The sequence below is a fragment of the Campylobacter showae CSUNSWCD genome (assembly GCF_000313615.1).
GTDB classification, from domain to species: domain Bacteria; phylum Campylobacterota; class Campylobacteria; order Campylobacterales; family Campylobacteraceae; genus Campylobacter_A; species Campylobacter_A showae_A.
This window is the reverse complement of sequence record NZ_AMZQ01000007.1, coordinates 1-14,852: the sequence shown is the minus strand read 5'-3', so window position 1 is coordinate 14,852 and position 14,852 is coordinate 1. Positions and strand designations below refer to the sequence as shown.

The following is a 14,852-nucleotide window of genomic DNA, read 5'->3' as shown; positions in this document are numbered from 1 at the left end:
GCAGTTTGGCGTCATATCTAGAGCCCTGCTGCTACTTGTGACGCAAACTACGTTGATTATTTTAGTTTATTTGCACTCTTTGCTTTCAAGTTTTACCCGAATAAGCTCTTTGTTCTTTATATAATAAACAAAATCGACGCCGTCAGCTATCTCTCGTACCGCCTTTAATCGCATATCTTCGCAAAATTCTTTTTTGAGTTCCTTTGTTTGCTCGTCTTTTAGCTTGGCTATATCTTTATCATTTAGCGCGTTTTCATCCATTTCTAGCCCTTTTCCAAGCGCATATTGATAAATGATGCGACGATTTTCACAGCTGATTTTTTCGAGCGTATTTATCTCATCTAGTTTTCTCGGGAGACCTGAATTTAGTCGCACCAGCATTTCTTGCACATTTGATGCTTCGCATAGATTTTCTTTCATTTGTTCTTTTGCGTATTCTACTTTACTGCCTATAAAAACTTCTACGCCGATCCAGATCGCGACGGCGATGCCTAAGATAATAAATAAAAATTTGTTGAGTTTGTTTAGGTTTTGATTTAGTTTTTGTATATCCATTTTTGCTCCTTAAATTTGAGGCGGTATTTTATCGGAAAAAACGAAAAATAAAAATTAAAATTTGGAGCGAAATTTGTTTTATTGAGATCGGAGAAAAACAATAAATTTTATTAAACCAAAGATATAGAGAAAAGGAGCGGGAAACCGCCCCTGAGTATTATAAAGCAGCCTTTGCTTTTGAAGCTAGCTCGCTGAAAGCTTTTGCGTCATTCATAGCTAGATCGGCTAAGATTTTTCTATCAAGCTCGATATTTGCTTTTTTAAGTCCCGCGATAAAGCGCGAATAGCTAATGTCGTTTAGGCGGCACGCAGCATTTATGCGCACTATCCACAAGCGGCGGAAGTCGCGTTTCTTGCGGCGTCTGTCGCGGTATGCATAGACCAAACTTCTTTCTAATTGCTCTTTGGCTTTTCTAAAGTGTTTGTGTCTAGCGCTGAAAAAACCTCTAGCTAGTTTTAAAACTTTTTTATGGCGTCTTCTTCTAACTACGCCTGTTTTTACTCTTGCCATATTTATCCTTTACAAATCGGCGCTCACCGAGTGAGTCTTGCCCCAAATTTGGGGGAGTTTGGAATGACTTTTCGTCAAAAACTTAAATTCCGAGCATCGCTTTGACGCTTGCGACGTTTGTGCTGTCTACGTACTGAGGCGAGCGTAAATCTCTCTTGCGATTGCGAGATTTTTTAGTCAAAATGTGGCTTCTAAAAGCAGAGCCTCTTTTGATCTTGTTTTTGCCCACTTTAAAACGTTTAGCAGCGCCGCGAACTGTCTTCATCTTAGGCATACTAATCCTTTTAAAATTTCTTTTACGCCTTATGCGTAAGAGTGGGATTATACCCAAAATTCCTTTAAGAAATTTAAATTTGATGGAGCTGGTGTCAAAACACAAAACAAATTTACAATACAATCTTGAAAATAGCTTAAATTTTATATTTAATTAATATTTTTAGTCCTATAATTTCACTTAGATTTATTATCTCAAATCAAGGAGTAACGATGAAGATGAAGTTTCTCGCCTCTGCGGCGGTAATAAGCGCGATGTTTTGTGCAAACGCGCTAGCTTGCACGACTATTTTGGTTGGAGAAGGAGCCTCTGACGACGGCTCGATGTTAATAGCTAGGAGTGCCGATAGCAAGGCGATAAAGGCGCAGGTGTTTTTGATACACCCCAAAAAATCCAATCAAAAAGGCGTCCACAGCTCAAAGGCGCATGACGGCGCAAATGATTTTACCTATCCGTTGCCAAAAGAGGGCATGAGATACACGACGATAGCAAACTCGCACACCAAGCTTCACGGCGCGGTCGGCTACAATGACGCGGGCGTGGGCATCAGCGGCACCGAGACCATCTACGCCAAAGACGAACTGCTAAAAATCGATCCGTATAACGAAGCGACGGGCATCACAGAGGACGATATCCCCGACGTCTTGCTACCTAGGATGAAAAGCGCGGCCGAGGGCGTGAAGCTGCTCGGCGAGATCGTGGAAACTACGGGCGCGGGAGAGGGTTTTGGCGTAGTGTTCGTGGATAAAAACGAGCTTTGGTATTTTGAAACGGGTACGGGTCATCACTGGATGGCGGTTAAGCTACCAAAAGACGAGTACTTCGTCTCCGCAAACCAAGGCAGACTACAAAACTACAAAGAAAACGATCCAAATTTTATGGGATCGAAAAATTTGATCAAATTTGCCCAAGATAACGGCGCCTACGACCCGGCAAAAGACGGAGAATTTCAGTTTACGAAAGCCTACACCAGAGACGATGAGAGAGATATGACCTACAACTATCCGCGCGTTTGCTGGGTGCAGCAGATGTTTAACCCCGAGCTAAAAGATAAGCAGACCCTTGATGGCGGCAACTATCCGGTATTTTTAAAACCGGCTAAAAAGCTAAGCGTGCAGGATCTAAAAAACGCTCTTAGATCCCACTACGACGGCACGCCTTACGATAACTACGCGAGTAAAGACGAAAATCAAAAAAATATCTACCGCGCCGTGAGCGTCTTTAGAACCTACGAGTCGCACGTCATGCAGGTGCGTCCGTGGCTACCTCAAGAGATCGGCAGAGTGACCTACGTGGCGCTTGGCATGTCGGAGCTTGGCGTTTATTTGCCGTATTACTACGGCCTCGACAAATTTATCGACGGCTACGATAAAGGCTCGTATAAGGCCGACGACGAGTCGATTTATTGGGCGTATAGAAAGTTGCAAACTCTTGTGATGATGGACTATGATAAGTATTCGCCGGTCGTAAAAAAGGCATACAAGGAGTTTGAAGACGCGCTCGCGGTCAAACAGGCTAAATTTGAAGACGAATACGTCAAACTCTACAAAAAAGACAAAGCCAAAGCGAACAAGCTGCTAAACGAATTTTCGACGAATATGATGAAGGAAGCCAAGGCTCTAACGCAAAATTTGACGAACGAAATCTTCACGATGCTAACAGATGACACCGACGCCAAGCTAAAATCGCTAAACAAAGGCAAAAAAGACTAGGCAAATTTAAGGGGCGGGCTGCGGCCTGCCTCAAATTAGCCCAAATTTGATAAAAACTTCTTGATTTATTTTTTAAAAATCTTTATAATACGGCTCAAATTTGACCCCAAAAGGATGAGCTTAATGCCTTGCCCCATGCCTGAGACTCTTTAATCTTAGCAAAAAAACTGCAAACGACTTTAAAAAAACAGCCAAATTTTTAAATAATTTCACGTTTTTAAACATTAATATAAATTTATTTCTATCGCCGCGTCCGATGCATTGCAACTGCATTTTTAAAAATAAAGCGAGGCAGTGTTTGAAATTTGGGCGAAATTTGTTTAGCAGGGTTTTTTATAAATTTTATTTTAGTTTGAGAAAAAGCGGTTGCCACCCGCCGTTTCTAAGCTCGCTCTTTTGAGCGACTTTGAATGAGCTTAAAATTTAAAAATAAAAAATCAAATTTAAAGGAATTAAAATGATAAAAAGTTATGTTACGGGTTTCCCGCGAATCGGAGAAAAAAGAGAGCTAAAACGCGCGCTTGAAGGTCTTTGGGCCGGCAAAGAGGGCTTTAGCGAGGAGAATTTGCTAAGCGTCGCTAAAACGCTAAAAAACAGACACTGGCAATACCAAAAAGACGCCGAAATTTCGGCCATCAGCGTAAATGATTTTTCATTTTACGATCTTATGCTTGATAGCATCATAGCATTTGGCGCCGTACCGCCTAGATTTGCAAATTTGAGCGGACGCGAGCAGTATTTTGCCTGCGCGCGCGGCAACAAAACCGGCGTAGCAATGGAGATGACGAAGTGGTTTAACACAAACTACCACTATATCGTGCCTGAGCTTAGCGCCGAGACGACCTTTAAGCTAGACGCGTCAAAAATCCTTGCCGAATACGAAGAGGCAAAGGCTGCGGGCGTAAAAGGCAAGGTAAATTTGATTGGTCCTATTACATTTTTAGCGCTTTCAAAGACCACCGACGGTAGCTGCCCGTTTAAAAACCTAAACGCTCTAGTCGCCGAATACAAAAAGCTTCTTGAGCTACTTTCAACGCTTGACGATGAGATTTTAGTGCAGTTTGACGAGCCGATTTTCGCGACCGATAAAAACGAAGATATCCTGCTTAGCGTCATCGGCAAAGTATATAATGAGCTAGCCGAAGCCGCAAACAACGTCAAAATCGTATTTATGACCTATTTCGAGCACGCGCTAAAAGCGGTCGCTGAGGTAGCTAAAACTAAAATTTACGGTATCGGACTAGATTTCGTTCACGGAAAAAGAAATTTTGAAGCGCTTGAAACTATCAAAAACAGCCACTTAACGCTATTTGCAGGCGTCATCGACGGAAGAAATATCTGGAAAAGTAACATCGACGAAAAGGTAAATTTAGTCCGCGAGATCGGCGAGAAAATCGGCGGCAAAGATTTCTACGTCGGACCTAGCTGCTCGCTGCTTCACGTGCCTTATACCCTAAAATACGAAGAAAAACTAAACTCAGAGGTCAAAAGCTGGCTGAGCTTTGCCGTAGAAAAACTAGACGAGATTAAAATCATAACCAAACTAGCTAACGGCGTAGCGCTAAACGCGGCGGAGAGCAAAATTTACGAAGAAAACAAAGCTGCGGTTAAAACGCGCGCGACGTCAAATTTGATCCACTCCTCAAGTGTGCAAAACCGCGTGAAAAATCTAGTCAAATTTGAGCGTGAAGATAAATTTGAAGATCGCATCAAAATCCAACGCGAAAGCCTAAACTACGGCATCCTACCGACTACAACGATAGGTAGCTTCCCGCAAACCGTCGAGCTAAGAGTGCTTCGCCAAAACTTCAAAAAAGGCGAGATCGACGCGAGCGCGTATGAAGCCGGCATCAAAAAATACATCGACGACTGCATCAAATTTCAAGAAGATATTGGCCTAGATGTGCTAGTCCACGGCGAGCCTGAGCGTAACGACATGGTCGAGTATTTCGGCGAACAGATCGAAGGATATGCATTTAGCGAGAACGGCTGGGTTCAAAGCTACGGCAGCCGCTGCGTGAAACCGCCTCTACTTTTTGGCGACGTGAGCCGCCCAAAAGCGATGACAGTCGAGTGGATGAAATACGCGCAAAGCCGCACTAGTCGCATAATGAAAGGCATGCTAACTGGGCCTGTAACGATGCTAAACTGGAGCTTTGTGCGCGACGACCTACCTCGCAGCGAGGTGGCTAAGCAGCTTGCGCTTTGCATATTTGACGAGATCGCAGACCTGCAAAATGCCGGCATCCGCATCATCCAAGTGGACGAAGCTGCGTTTAAAGAGGGCTATCCGCTACGCGCCGAAAACATCCCTGCGTACGAGAAATTTGCGGTTGATTGCTTTAAGCTCTCCGTTAGCTCGGCCGAGCCTAAAACGCAGATCCACACGCATATGTGCTACTCTGAGTTTAACGACATCATCAAGACGATCGAGGCGATGGACGCCGACGTCATCAGCATCGAGACGGCTCGCAGCGGCAACGAACTGCTAAAGATCTTTAAATCAGTCGGCTATAAACAAGAAGTCGGCCCTGGCGTCTACGACATCCACAGCCCGCGCGTACCTAGCACCGACGAGATCGTGCGCCAGATCCGTGCGCTACTCGAGGTTCTACCGAAAGAACAGCTCTGGATCAACCCGGACTGCGGCCTAAAAACGCGCAAATGGGAAGAGGTCGAGCCGAGCCTAAAAAATATGGTCGAAGCCGTCAAAATCGTAAGAAATTCATAATTTCGACCGCTTGCGACTCGGATAAATTTGTCGCTTTTGCCGCTTAAATTTGCGGCCGAAGCGACTTTTGTCCGCTAAATTTTGGGCGATGATGTTTAAAACTCGCTCAAATTTGACGCGGAGCAAATTTGTCGGTCGCGGCGAATAATTTATCCTGCGCACGCGCCGTCGCAGTGTAAATTTAACCGCAAACGGCGGGGTTTTCTACATTTTAAATTTGGAAATTTCATGTTAAAAGAAAAAATTTTAAACAAAGAAAAGGGGCTCGTGCTCTACGGACTAACGCCGCCCAAGGCCGAATTTGACGAGGCTAAGCTGCGCGACATCTCGGATCGCTGGACGGGTAGAATAGAGAGCATAAACGCCGACGGACTCGTGCTTTATGAGGTGCAAGACGAGAGCGAGCGAAACGATAGCGAGAGGACGTTCGAGTTTAGCGGCACGCTAAGTCCCGAAATCTACTACCGAGACTACCTAAACGTCGCGACGCCGAGCGTTTTTTACCGCGTGGCTAGCGGCTACGACGAGGACGCATTTCGCGCGGCGATTGCGGCTCAAAGCTCAAATCTAAACGTGCTAGTCGGAGCTACGTCTAGCTCGCAAAAAGTGCGTCTAAATTTGGCTCGTGCGTACGAGATCGCTGGCGAATTTGAAAATTTGGCCGTCGGCGGAGTGTGTATCGCCGAGCGTCACGCCAAAAAAGGCGACGAGCCGCAAAGGATGCGCGAAAAGATCGCGGCTGGGGCGAAGTTTTTCATCTCGCAGGCGATTTTTGACGCGGATATGACGCGTAAATTTTTAGAGGACTGCGCGGCCGCAAAGATAACCGAGCCGATATTTCTCACGTTTTCAACGGCGGGCAACCCAAAAACGCTAGAGTTTATCAAATGGCTAGGTGTTAGCGTGCCTAGCGCAGTCGACGTGCGGTTAAACGCTAGTGAGGACTATCTGGCGCAAAGTTGCGAGATCATCAAGGAAATTTGGCGCGAACTAAAGAAATTCGGCGACGAAAACGGGCTAAATTTGAGCGCAAACATCGAAAGCGTGATGGCAAAACGTGCCGAGATCGAGGCTAGCCTAGAGCTAGCTCGCGAGTTTAGGCAAATTTAGGAGCGAGGATGGCGGATACGGACGAGCTCCACGCTAAGAAAAAACTCGCCGGCGCGCTCAAAATAGTCGCTATCGCGGTAGCGACCTTGATCGCCGCACCCGTCTTTTTTGCGATATTAAGCGCAGCCCTAAACGGCGGGTACATTTTTGTCGGCGTTATAGCCGCCGTTTTTTTTATTCCTTCGGTTCGTAGCTTTGTTTTAAAACTATTTGAGCGACCATCGCAAATTTCAAACACAAATGCTCAAAATTTGGTTTCAGACGAGCTTGCTGCCCAGTTGAGCGAGCTAGAAAACGAGCGCTTAAATTTAGTGACTGCCGTTAAAGAAACGCGCCTAATCGCTCTTGGAGTTTGTATTTGCGCCTGGGTTGTGACGAGTCGCTTATCAGACGACGGCATATTTGGCGCGGCGTGCGGCGCGGTGTCTTATGCGGCGACCATGAGTCTCTTGACTGCTTCGAAAAGGCGAAGATTTAGATCAAATTTTAAACGGCAAATCATAGAAAATATCGTAAAAAAACATGGACTAAGCTATGATAAAGACCGTGGATTAGAGCTTTACGATTTTTTCGTGATTTATGATTGCAGGGTTGACGAGTGGCATAGGGAGGATCTTGTGGAAGGCGAGATAGAGGGCGTTAGGATTAAATTTAGCGACTTTTATGCAGCTAAAAAGATAAAGAATAAAAATAATACCGAAACCGTTGTGCAATTTAAAGGCGTGCTTTTTAAGGCCGATTTTAATAAAAATTTAAGTTCTATAACTCAAATTTCGCATATAAATTCAAAAAATTTAAAAATATACGGTGAAAAAGCAAATATGGACGATGTGAGATTTGAGGAGATATTTGATGTGTATGCAACCGATCAAATAGGCGCTAGATATGCGCTTAGTCCTGCTTTGATGGAGAAATTTACTGAGCTTTGTTTTAGATTAGGTGCGCCCGTAAATGCCGTTTTTAAAGACAATCAAATACTTATTGCGATGGAGACAGGTCTGGATAGTTTTGAACCAAATATAAATAAAACACTAATGAGTAATGAAACCATAGCGCTTTACGAGAGCGAGATAGCAAGCTTTACTCAGATAGTAAAAGAGTTAAATTTAAACCGCAAAATTTGGTAATTTTGAAATTTGGACGGCTTTGTGGGTTGCAGCTCAAATTTGAATGCAATGATAAAATTTTACGTAAATCTAATCACGATATAACATAAATATTTTCTAAACATTAAAGCGTTTTTGTAGTATAATCGCCTTACAAATCCACACAAAGGAGTCGTCATGAAAAAGTTGATTTTCGCGATCTTTTTGGTGTGTTTGGCGTTATCTTCGGCCCAGGCCGGCAAGAGCCATGGCGATGGAGCGAAAGCTGTATCAAAGGGGCAGTGGGCTACGGCGGTACAGATTTTTACAAAAGGTTGCTATAGCGAGAACGATACCGCGTCGTGCAAGGATCTGGGCGAGATATATGAGTACGGCAGAGGCGGCGCGACTGATCAGCGTGTGAAAAAGGACGCTGCTCTATCAAAGCAAGCTTATGAAAGATGTTGTGAAAAGAGCAATGGACTAAGAAAAGACTGCTGCAGAAAAGTAGGCAAATAATCGCGACGTCTGAAGTTGTTGTTTTTATGTATGCGGCTGCTTGTAAGGCTAGATTTGACTTCTCAAGCGGATCGCATACGAAATTTACGTTTAGCGATTTTGGCTCAAATTTATCAAATTTTACTTCTTTGGTGTTATCGTGTAGGTATGTTTCGTGAGACTACAAATTTGGGCTCGGGCGATATTTTATAAATTTGCCGGGGCTTGTTTTGTATTTTATTCGGTCAAATTTTGCTTGGCGGCCTGAAGTACTTTTTCTAGCTTTTTGTTATTTTTACCGTCTTTTTCGAGATATAGTCGCTGCTGTTCGTTGAGTGCTTTAAAAATTTGCGCTCGTTCTTCGCCGCCCGTCATCTCAAGCAGTACCTGCGCCCAGTTTGCAGGATAACTAAGATAATATTGCCCTATTCCCGCAAGAGTTTTTTGCATTCGCTTAGCGTCGCTATTTAGATTATGAACGGGATAGGCAGGGGCGATTTTTAGCGTTTCCCGCTCCGCCATTTCGCAGGAGATAAGCCCCTTTGATAGCTCGATACGTATTTTTAAAATTTCTTTGATTTGATCGTTTATGTAGCGATTTGACTTGCTTGAATTTTCTTTTTGCATGATTATAAAATGCCTTAAAATTTAAAAACCGAGATCCAAAAGCAGATATTTGTCGTCAAATTTTGCTTTGAGTTTTGTCTGTTTTTATGATCTTGTCGGTTTGTGTAATTTTTATACCGCTTACTTCTCGCAATCTTTTGCTGTTAGCTTTATTTGGCCAAAAAGCGACCCGCTTGGCAGACTGTAGTCCATTATGATACTTTTTGCCCTTTGTAATAGCGCAAGAGTATCTTCGTCGAGGCAAAATTCTTCCACTAAAATCTCTTTCATGGCAGATAAAAAATCTTTTTTATTTTCTCCTGAAATAGCTTCCCAGTTTATATCTTGCGATTCTTCAAAAATATATTTGTAAGTGAGTACGTCGTTTTCACAGCTTATATCGGCAATTTTTACGCCATCATAATCAGCTTGATTTAATGTAGATTTTGCGCCGATAACGGCTAGTCTTAGATACGGACTGCACTCCGCGCCAGCCAGAGCTAGCGCAAGAGCGCAAACGAGTATAATTTTTCTCACTTTTTCGGCGTTACTAACATATTGACGTAGCGGCCTTCTAGTAGCGGCTCTTTATCGCGGTCGGAGACGTCTTTTACCATCTCCCAGACCTTTTGTAGCATCGCGACGCCCGCTTCTGGATTGCTCATCTCGCGGCCTTTTAGAAATACGCGAAATTTGACGTGTTTGCCGTCTTCTAGAAACTCAAGCGCGTGCTTGACTTTGTAGTTGATGTCGTTTTGAGCGATTTTGACGGAGAGCTTGATCTCTTTTACTTCGATCGTTTTTTGCTTTTTCTTGGCCTCTTTTTGCTTTTTTTCCTGCTGGTAGCGGAATTTGCCGTAGTCCATTATTTTGCAAACGGGAGGTTTGGCATCAGGTGCGATTAGCACCAGATCAAGCCCCATTTTCTCGGCGATTTTCAAGGCCTCAACTCTAGGGATGACGCCGTATGCGGTGCCGTCGTCTCCCACGCATCTCACTTCGCTCGCTCTGATATCTTCGTTGAGCAACACTTCGTTTTCTTTAGCCAATTAGTTTTTTCCTTTAAGTTGAAATTTGTTGATTATATCCAAAAATATTGTGTTTTTATTGTATTTTTCGTAGAAATTTATTGCGCCGTGACAATTTTTGCAGATTTTGGTAAAAGCCAGGCTTAGCATAAAGCCGCGCCTAGCTCAAATTTGACGGATTTTGGTCCGTATTTCAAAAAGTTACCTCGGCGAGTTTTGATTTTAGCAGCTCGACAAATTCGTCCAGTTTCATATCTTTTTGCTCCCTGGTCGTACGGTCGCGCAGAGCGATGGCGCTATTTGCCACTTCGTTGTCGCCAAGTACCGCGATCATCGGCACGCGTTGTTTTTCTGCAGTGCGGATGCGTTTGTTTAGGCTCTCGTTTTTGCTCGCGATTTCGCTATCTACGCCGATTTTGCGAAGCTCTTTGGCGACTGTTTTGGCGTAGTCTAGATGCGCGTCGCTGATCGGCACGATGACTACTTGCGTCGGAGCGACGAAAAACGGTAGTTCGCCGCCCGTGTGCTCGATCAAGATGCCGATAAACCTCTCAAAGCTTCCCAGTAGCGCGCGGTGTAGCATGACGGGCTGTTGACGCTCGTTATTTGCGTCGATGTAGCCAAGATCAAAGCGCTCAGGTAGGTTAAAATCGACCTGGATCGTGCCGCACTGCCATTTTCGTTTTAAGGCGTCCGTGATTTTTATGTCGATTTTTGGGCCGTAGAATGCGCCGCCGCCCTCGTCGATACCGTATTTAAAGCCGTTTTCGTCAAGCGCTTCTTTTAGCGCTTTGGTCGCCGTTTCCCAAATTTCGTCCCCGCCGATCGCTTTTGCAGGCTTGGTCGAAATCTCCATCTCGTAGTGAAAGCCGAAATTTTCCATTATTTTGCCGGCAAATTTTAAAATTTCTAGGATATTTTCTTTGATTTGGCTCGGCATACAAAAGATGTGCGAGTCGTCCTGGGCAAATTCGCGCACCCTGAAAAGTCCGTGTAAAACGCCGCTTTTTTCGTGGCGGTGCACGACGCCGTATTCGAAAAATTTAAGCGGCAAATCGCGGTATGAGCGGATATCTGACTGATAGACTTTGATGTGGCCGACGCAGTTCATCGGCTTTATGCCGTATTCGGCCTCGTCTATCGTCGTAAAGTACATATTTTCTTTGTAGTTTGCGTAGTGGCCGCTCTTTTTCCACACGTCAGCCTTTAAAAGCTCTGGTCCACGCACTGGCTCGTAGCCGCGGTCGCGGTGAGCTTTATATAAAATTTGCTCTAACTTCGAGCGTAAACGTCCGCCGTTTGGTAGCCAGATCGGTAGGCCGCCGCCCACTTCGTCGTCAAATGTAAATAGCTTCATCTCGACGCCAAGCTTCCTGTGGTCGCGTTTTTTGGCCTCTTCGATGATGCGGATGTGCTCTTTTAGGCTCTCTTTGTCGGCAAATGCCGTGCCGTAGATGCGGTTTATCATCTCGCGCGTCTCGTCGCCGCCCAGATACGCTCCTGCTACTCGGGTTAGTTTAAAAAATCTTAAGAATTTGGTATTTGGCAAGTGCGGTCCTCGGCACAAATCCTCGAAATTCCCTTGCTTATAGCTGCTGACTTCGCCCTCGGGGATACGTTTTAGCACCTCTTGTTTTAGCTCGTCGTCTTTAAATTTATCGCTCATAAAGGCTTTTGTGGAGCTTGCTTTGACGATGTCAAGCTTTGCTTCGGCTAGCTCTTTCATCTTGGCTTCTATCGCCGCTAGATCTTCGTCGCTAAGCTTGCTGTTAGCTTCATCAACCTTGAAATCATAATAAAATCCGTCCTCGACGTTTGGTCCGACGAAAAATTTAGCCTGCGGATAAAGCTCTTTGATAGCCTGCGCCATGAGGTGCGCACAGGAGTGCCTGATGACGTTTAGCGCGTCTGGGGAGTTGTCAAAATAAATCGGTTCTGCGGCGTTTTCTCGCCCGTTGATACTCTGAGTATCGACTATGTTTCCATCCAGTTTGTATGCGATGATATCGCTCATTTTACGTCCTTTTTATCGAAACATCTTTCTTACGCTGAAAGAATTGGGCTTGATTTTAGCTAAATTGTTTTTAAGCTTTACTTAATGTTTTATTTGATTTGGGTTTAAACGGCGGTCAAATTTGAGTTTTGAATATAATAGGATATATAGATTAAATTTTAAGTATTGTCAAATCGGTAATATTCTCAATATAATTTATTATATTTTAAGAAAACTATCGCTAATATTTCATCGAATGAATCATGCATTTATCTCGTCTTTGCATTGTTTTGATTCATTTTTCTCCCAAATTGCGCAAAGGAGTGGTTGCCTTTGCGCTTTAACCTTTAAATTTATTCCCAAAAACCTGCACAAATTTGACGCTAACGAGTTAAATTTTAGAAAATAAATACATTTTGGCTTTAGTGGGCAAATTTGACATTTGGATTTACGGCGTGAAAGATAAAGTGAAATTTTGAATTAAAAGAAGCGAAATGGTGGCCCCGAATGGACTCGAACCATCGACCACTACCATGTCAAGGTAGTGCTCTACCAACTGAGCTACGGGACCGAAAAATGGAAATTTACCCAAAATAATATTGAAATTAGCTTAAATTTTGCGATTTTTCGTAAAAAGCAAAATTTGGGCGCGGTCGCATTTCGTCAAATTTGACCCCGCCAGACAATCTGAAAGTAAAATTACATAAAGATTATATTTTAGTAGAAAAGTCTTGATAAATATTAAAAATAAAATCTCATAAATTCATCTTTTTATGGTCAAATTTATATTAAATCCCCTAAATTTAGGGATATTTATGATAGAGCAAATTTTTAATAAAACTCACAGTAAACTCACGATATTATAATTATAATGCCGTTATGATATTTCATCCAAAGGAGAATGTATGCAAGAGCAAATGTCAAGACGCGATTTGTTAAAGCTAGGTATGGTGGGTGCAGGTGCGCTAGCACTTGGTTCGGTAAATGCACAAGCAAGCGCGCTAAACGCAAAAGACGTCAAATTTGATGAAGAGTGGGATGTGATCATCATCGGCTCGGGCTTTGCGGGGCTTGCGGCGGGCTTAAAAGCAGCCGAAAAGGGCAACAAAGTCTTGATTCTAGAAAAGATGGGTCGCATCGGCGGCAACTCCGTAATCAACGGCGGCGGTATGAGCGTACCGATGAATCCCGTGCAGGAAAAAACGGGCGTTAAAGACAGCAAAGAGCTATTTATGAACGACTGCTTAAAGGCAGGACTTGGCATCAACCACCCTGAGCTTTTAAGCACCCTAGCCGATCGCGGTTTGGACGCGTTTAAATTCCTCGTTGATAGCGGCGTGCAATTTAAAATGGATCACTGCGCGCACTTCGGCGGACACAGCGTCGCGCGCTCGATGCTAACTACAAATGATAGCGGCTCGGGCTACATCCAACCGATGCTTGAAAAATTTGAAGCGCTGAAAGACAAGGGCTGCGAGCTTCGCCGCCGCGCCAAATTTGACGACTTCGTACTAGATGACAGCGGCCGCGTCGTGGGCGTGACGATCAGAGAAGAGTATAGGTTTGACGATAAGCTTTACAGCGATGACCTAGAAAACACCAGCGGCACAAAAAAGACGCTCAAAGCCAAAAAAGGCGTAGTACTCGCTGCGGGTGGATTTTGCCGCGATAAAATTTTCCGCAAGCTTCAAGACCCGCGCATTCCTGATGACGTCGATAGCACAAATCACGCGGGGGCTACCGCGGGCGCGCTACTAAAAGCCTTTGAGATCGGCGCGTATCCGGTGCAGGTCGATTGGATCCAGTTCGGTCCATGGGCGAGCCCCGATGAGAAGGGCTTTGGTACAGCTCCGATCCTAACTCAGCAAGGCACCTTTAAATACGGCATCGCGGTCGATATCCGTACCGGCAAGCGCTTTGTGAACGAGCTTGCGGACCGCAAGACCCGCGCGGACGCGGAGTTTAAAATTTTACGCGAGGATCCGAAAGCCTATCCGATAACCTTCGCCGATACCAAAATGGCGTTTAAAGACCTAAGCGAAGAGGTTATTTCTAAAGGCATGGCAAGCGGCAAGCTAGTGGGCGAATGCGCGAGTCTAGATGAGATCGCCAGTAAATACGGCGTGCCTGCGGATGCCTTAAAAGAGAGCGTCAAAAAATACAACGAAGGCGTCAAAGCCAAAAAAGACGAGTTTGGCAAACAAGAAAGCGCGCTAAGCGAGATCAACGAGGCAGGACCGTTCTACGTCATCCGCCTATCGCCGAAGCCTCACCACACCATGGGTGGCCTAAAGATCAACACTAAAGCCGAGGTCATCTCAAGCAAGACTAATAAGCCGATCCCCGGCCTATATGCAGCAGGCGAGATCACCGGCGGTACGCACGGCGCGAGCAGGCTAGGTACGGTTGCGATAACCGACTGCATAGTGTTTGGGATGATTGCTGGAGAAAATCTAGCCTAAATTTGGTAAAACGGAGTTCTCGCGAGCACTTTTAAATGATTTCGTAAATTTCGCCCTGCGACAGACTATATGTCTAGTCTTGGGACGAAATTTACTTCAAAACATTTAAAATCATCTCGCGATAATCCGTTTTTATTTCGTATCGCAGGCTAAATTCGGCTTGCGATACTTTTAAATTTAAAGCCGAATTTGCAGTTAAATTTGTAAATTTGACATCCGAAAGGAATTCGCATGAAACATAAAGCGTTTCTCGCCTTGTGCGCATCTATGCTATTATGCTCTTTTGC

Annotated in this window: 14 protein-coding genes and 1 tRNA gene; 7 read left to right on the top strand and 8 right to left on the bottom strand. The window is 44.5% G+C overall.

What is annotated here, in order from left to right; all coding sequences use genetic code 11:
- Positions 1–66 precede the first annotated feature (66 nt).
- The 3 genes from CSUNSWCD_RS04750 to rpmI all read right to left on the bottom strand — a co-directional run bounded on the left by CSUNSWCD_RS04750 (position 67) and on the right by rpmI (position 1,340).
- Positions 67–555: a hypothetical protein gene (locus CSUNSWCD_RS04750; protein ID WP_009494656.1), complete on the bottom strand. Its 489-nt coding sequence runs from the start codon at positions 553–555 to the stop codon at positions 67–69.
- A gap of 157 nt (positions 556–712) precedes the next feature.
- Positions 713–1,066, bottom strand: coding sequence for a 50S ribosomal protein L20 (rplT, locus tag CSUNSWCD_RS04745; RefSeq protein ID WP_002944116.1), 354 nt, complete (start codon positions 1,064–1,066; stop codon positions 713–715).
- Between the two features lie 82 nt (positions 1,067–1,148).
- Positions 1,149–1,340 carry a 50S ribosomal protein L35 gene (gene rpmI, locus CSUNSWCD_RS04740; RefSeq protein ID WP_002944195.1) on the bottom strand — a complete coding sequence of 64 codons (192 nt, stop codon included), beginning with the start codon at positions 1,338–1,340 and terminating at the stop codon, positions 1,149–1,151.
- A 212-nt stretch (positions 1,341–1,552) separates the two neighbouring features.
- Between rpmI and CSUNSWCD_RS04735 the strand changes: the two genes are divergently transcribed.
- From CSUNSWCD_RS04735 to CSUNSWCD_RS11255, 6 genes are all read left to right on the top strand, one after another.
- The gene (locus CSUNSWCD_RS04735; protein WP_009494650.1) at positions 1,553–3,052 is read left to right on the top strand and encodes a C69 family dipeptidase; all 1,500 of its coding nucleotides are present in this window, start codon (positions 1,553–1,555) and stop codon (positions 3,050–3,052) included.
- A 457-nt stretch (positions 3,053–3,509) separates the two neighbouring features.
- Entirely contained in the window at positions 3,510–5,783 is a 2,274-nt protein-coding gene (metE, locus tag CSUNSWCD_RS04725; RefSeq protein WP_009494648.1) for a 5-methyltetrahydropteroyltriglutamate--homocysteine S-methyltransferase, read from the top strand.
- Positions 5,784–6,011: 228 nt separating this feature from the next.
- Entirely contained in the window at positions 6,012–6,893 is an 882-nt protein-coding gene (locus CSUNSWCD_RS04720; protein ID WP_009494646.1) for a methylenetetrahydrofolate reductase, read from the top strand.
- Between the two features lie 8 nt (positions 6,894–6,901).
- On the top strand, positions 6,902–8,020 hold the full coding sequence (locus tag CSUNSWCD_RS04715; protein WP_009494645.1) for a DUF3137 domain-containing protein: 1,119 nt from the start codon (positions 6,902–6,904) through the stop codon (positions 8,018–8,020).
- Between the two features lie 156 nt (positions 8,021–8,176).
- Positions 8,177–8,497, top strand: a complete 321-nt coding sequence (locus tag CSUNSWCD_RS04710; protein ID WP_009494644.1) for a hypothetical protein — start codon at positions 8,177–8,179, stop codon at positions 8,495–8,497.
- A gap of 54 nt (positions 8,498–8,551) precedes the next feature.
- The gene (locus tag CSUNSWCD_RS11255) at positions 8,552–8,689 is read left to right on the top strand and encodes a hypothetical protein (protein ID WP_009494643.1); all 138 of its coding nucleotides are present in this window, start codon (positions 8,552–8,554) and stop codon (positions 8,687–8,689) included.
- A gap of 24 nt (positions 8,690–8,713) precedes the next feature.
- Here CSUNSWCD_RS11255 and CSUNSWCD_RS04705 read toward each other — a convergent pair whose 3' ends face one another.
- The 5 genes from CSUNSWCD_RS04705 to CSUNSWCD_RS04685 form a co-directional block, all read right to left on the bottom strand.
- On the bottom strand, positions 8,714–9,103 hold the full coding sequence (locus CSUNSWCD_RS04705; RefSeq protein WP_009494642.1) for a hypothetical protein: 390 nt from the start codon (positions 9,101–9,103) through the stop codon (positions 8,714–8,716).
- Positions 9,104–9,223: 120 nt separating this feature from the next.
- On the bottom strand, positions 9,224–9,619 hold the full coding sequence (locus CSUNSWCD_RS04700) for a hypothetical protein (RefSeq protein WP_009494640.1): 396 nt from the start codon (positions 9,617–9,619) through the stop codon (positions 9,224–9,226).
- The gene (infC, locus tag CSUNSWCD_RS04695) at positions 9,616–10,131 is read right to left on the bottom strand and encodes a translation initiation factor IF-3 (protein WP_009494638.1); all 516 of its coding nucleotides are present in this window, start codon (positions 10,129–10,131) and stop codon (positions 9,616–9,618) included. Before infC ends, CSUNSWCD_RS04700 begins: the two co-directional genes overlap by 4 nt.
- Positions 10,132–10,303: 172 nt before the next feature.
- Entirely contained in the window at positions 10,304–12,124 is a 1,821-nt protein-coding gene (gene thrS / locus CSUNSWCD_RS04690) for a threonine--tRNA ligase (RefSeq protein ID WP_009494636.1), read from the bottom strand.
- A 474-nt stretch (positions 12,125–12,598) separates the two neighbouring features.
- Positions 12,599–12,674: transfer RNA gene (locus CSUNSWCD_RS04685), tRNA-Val, on the bottom strand.
- A 334-nt stretch (positions 12,675–13,008) separates the two neighbouring features.
- Between CSUNSWCD_RS04685 and CSUNSWCD_RS04680 the strand changes: the two genes are divergently transcribed.
- The gene (locus CSUNSWCD_RS04680) at positions 13,009–14,565 is read left to right on the top strand and encodes a flavocytochrome c (RefSeq protein ID WP_009494634.1); all 1,557 of its coding nucleotides are present in this window, start codon (positions 13,009–13,011) and stop codon (positions 14,563–14,565) included.
- The last annotated feature ends 287 nt before the right edge of the window (positions 14,566–14,852 follow it).

Bases quoted from the DNA above. Each gene is read 5' to 3' on its own strand.
- CSUNSWCD_RS04750 (WP_009494656.1), bottom strand. From the start codon at position 555: ATGGATATACAAAAACTAAATCAAAACCTAAACAAACTCAACAAATTT.
- rplT (WP_002944116.1), bottom strand. From the start codon at position 1,066: ATGGCAAGAGTAAAAACAGGCGTAGTTAGAAGAAGACGCCATAAAAAA.
- rpmI (WP_002944195.1), bottom strand. From the start codon at position 1,340: ATGCCTAAGATGAAGACAGTTCGCGGCGCTGCTAAACGTTTTAAAGTG.
- CSUNSWCD_RS04735 (WP_009494650.1), top strand. From the start codon at position 1,553: ATGAAGATGAAGTTTCTCGCCTCTGCGGCGGTAATAAGCGCGATGTTT.
- metE (WP_009494648.1), top strand. From the start codon at position 3,510: ATGATAAAAAGTTATGTTACGGGTTTCCCGCGAATCGGAGAAAAAAGA.
- CSUNSWCD_RS04720 (WP_009494646.1), top strand. From the start codon at position 6,012: ATGTTAAAAGAAAAAATTTTAAACAAAGAAAAGGGGCTCGTGCTCTAC.
- CSUNSWCD_RS04715 (WP_009494645.1), top strand. From the start codon at position 6,902: ATGGCGGATACGGACGAGCTCCACGCTAAGAAAAAACTCGCCGGCGCG.
- CSUNSWCD_RS04710 (WP_009494644.1), top strand. From the start codon at position 8,177: ATGAAAAAGTTGATTTTCGCGATCTTTTTGGTGTGTTTGGCGTTATCT.
- CSUNSWCD_RS04705 (WP_009494642.1), bottom strand. From the start codon at position 9,103: ATGCAAAAAGAAAATTCAAGCAAGTCAAATCGCTACATAAACGATCAA.
- thrS (WP_009494636.1), bottom strand. From the start codon at position 12,124: ATGAGCGATATCATCGCATACAAACTGGATGGAAACATAGTCGATACT.
- CSUNSWCD_RS04680 (WP_009494634.1), top strand. From the start codon at position 13,009: ATGCAAGAGCAAATGTCAAGACGCGATTTGTTAAAGCTAGGTATGGTG.